General features: G+C 73.5%; 3 protein-coding genes and 1 pseudogene. All 4 read right to left on the bottom strand.

Annotated features, from left to right (window positions below; genetic code table 11):
* The coding region (locus PKE44_RS18545) for a gamma-glutamyltransferase (protein ID WP_324554191.1) at positions 1–1,166 on the bottom strand (1,166 nt) is incomplete at its 3' end.
* Positions 1,167–1,226: 60 nt separating this feature from the next.
* Positions 1,227–1,577: a RidA family protein gene (locus PKE44_RS18540; protein WP_324554193.1), complete on the bottom strand. Its 351-nt coding sequence runs from the start codon at positions 1,575–1,577 to the stop codon at positions 1,227–1,229.
* Positions 1,578–1,672: 95 nt separating this feature from the next.
* On the bottom strand, positions 1,673–1,909 hold the full coding sequence (locus PKE44_RS18535) for a hypothetical protein (RefSeq protein WP_324554189.1): 237 nt from the start codon (positions 1,907–1,909) through the stop codon (positions 1,673–1,675).
* A 17-nt stretch (positions 1,910–1,926) separates the two neighbouring features.
* Positions 1,927–2,223 (bottom strand): annotated as a pseudogene (locus PKE44_RS18530) (ParA family protein); the annotation flags it as partial.

Here is a 2,223-nt window from a genome sequence, read left to right as displayed (position 1 = left end):
GGCGGACTGCCGGCCGCAGCGCGGCCGAGCGAGCGCTGCGCATCGAACAGCCCGGCGCGCACTTCGAGGTAATCCGGATCGAGCAGGCCCTCGACCGGCACCAGCGCGTAGTCCGGATCGGCCAGATAGCGTTCGCGATCGGCATAGGCGAGCCGCCCGGCCTCGGCGAAGCGGTGCAGCGCCGCGAGCGCCGGCGGCTGCCCGGCCGGGGGCGGCGGCAGGCGTTCGAGGATGCCGAGCATCTGCAGCAGCGTCACGCCGCCCGAACTCGGCGGCCCCATGCCGCACACCCGCCACTGCCGGTACGGCGCGCACACCGGCACGCGCTCGCGCACCGTGTATGCGGCCAGATCGCCCGTGCTCATGCGCCCGGGATTGGCCGCGTGCGAGCCGACCGTGCGCACGATGTCCTCGGCGATCGCCCCCTGATAGAACGGCCCGACGCCTTCGGCGGCCAGCGTCGCCAGCGTGTCGGCGTAGGCCGGATTCACGAGCCGCTCGCCGGCGCGCAGCGGCGTGCCGTCGGCGTGCAGGAACAGCTCGCGCGCGGCATCGTTGCCGAAGCCGTCGCGGTAGCTGCCACCATCGCCGAGCGCGGCGATGGCGCCGGCGAGCCGCGGCGACACCGGGAAGCCTTCGCGCGCCAGCCGGATCGCCGGCGCGAACAGCTCGGTCCACGGCAGCCGGCCCCAGCGCCGGTGCAGCTCGGCGAGCAGCTTCGGCGTGCCGGGCACGCCGACCGAACGGCCGCCGATCACGGCATCGAGGAAGGCGAGCGGCTGGCCGTCGGCATCGAGGAACAGCCGGCCGTCGGCCTCCATCGGCGCGGTCTCGCGGCCGTCGAGCGACTTCACCTGCCCGGCCGCGGCATCCCAGTACAGCACGAAGGCGCCGCCGCCGAGCCCGGAGGACTGCGGTTCGACGAGGCCGAGCACCAGCTGCATCGCGATCGCGGCATCGGCGGCCGAGCCGCCGCGGCGGATCACGTCGCGACCGGTCTCGACCGCCAGCGGATGCGCGGCGGCGACCATGAACTCGCGCGCCTGCACGGCCGTCTTCGGCGTCCAGCCGCTCGCGGCCTCGGGCGCCGGCGCCGGTGCATCGGCAACGGCGACCGGGCCGCCGAGCCAGAGCGCGGCGGCGAGGATCAGGCACGGACAGCGCATCGACAATCTCCGGAACATGCCAGCGAAAGGCAGGAAATGAACGGGGAACCACCCGCGGCTTCAGCGCGCCGCAACCACCTGCACCTCGACGCGCCAGCGCGGATCGGCGAGCAGCGCCTGCACGCAGGCGCGCGCCGGTGCCGGATGCGGCAGGAGCCACGCATCCCAGACGGCGTTGAACGCCGCGTAGTCGGCCATCTCGCGCAGGTAGATGGTCGCCGACACCAGCCGCGCGCGCGTGCTGCCGGCCAGCGCCAGCGCCCGCTCGATGGCGGCGAGCACCTCGGCGGCCTGCTGCGTGATGCCGGCCTCCGGGTCCTCGGGCACCTGACCGGCGAGGAAGACCAGCCCACCGGCCGCCACGGCCTCGGAATAGCGCGGGCCGGGCTCAAAACGCTCGAGCTCCGGCACGGACGGATCGCGATCGGACACGGTGTTCCCCTCGTTCGCAGCCCCGGCGGAACGCGGCGCACCGACCCGGGGCTGCGGGCGGCGCGCCTCGGGCCTCACAGCCCGCGTGATGATGACGAGCGCCGGCTGAAGATGCGCCCGGTGATCTGCTCGCGCATGCGCTCGCGCTGGTCCGGCGACAGGCCGCGCAGCAGCGGATCGAGCGCGTCGTGAACATCACGGCCGCCGGGCAGCCGCGCGAGTGCCGCGTGCAACTCGCGCAGGCGCTGCAGTACCGGCGGATCGAGGCTGGGCGTCCGCCCGGTGTGCTTCAGGGTCTTGAGGTCTTCCATGGCCGCCGTGTGCAAGCTCAGGCCGCCAGCAGGCCGTACAAGGCCTCGAATTCCTGCGTGAGCTTGTGACGCGGGTCGAGGTGCAGCATCGGCAGTGCGCGTTCGTGCGATTCGCGGATCTTGACCGAGGTCGACAGGAAGGCATCGAGCACCGGCAGACCCTCGGCGCGCAGTTCCTCGACCAGCTGGCGCGGCAGCCGCGCCTGCGACTGGAACTGGTTGACGACGATGCCCTCGACCTGCAGGCCGCGGTTGTGGTCGGCCTGCATCTCGCGGACGTTGTCGAGCAGCAGATACAGCGCGCGGCGCGAGAA

Origin of the sequence: Plasticicumulans sp. (assembly GCF_035331805.1) — a bacterium.
Lineage (GTDB): Bacteria > Pseudomonadota > Gammaproteobacteria > Competibacterales > Competibacteraceae > Plasticicumulans.
Note: the sequence above shows the minus strand (reverse complement) of the source record. Positions and strands in the feature narration are given on the sequence as shown.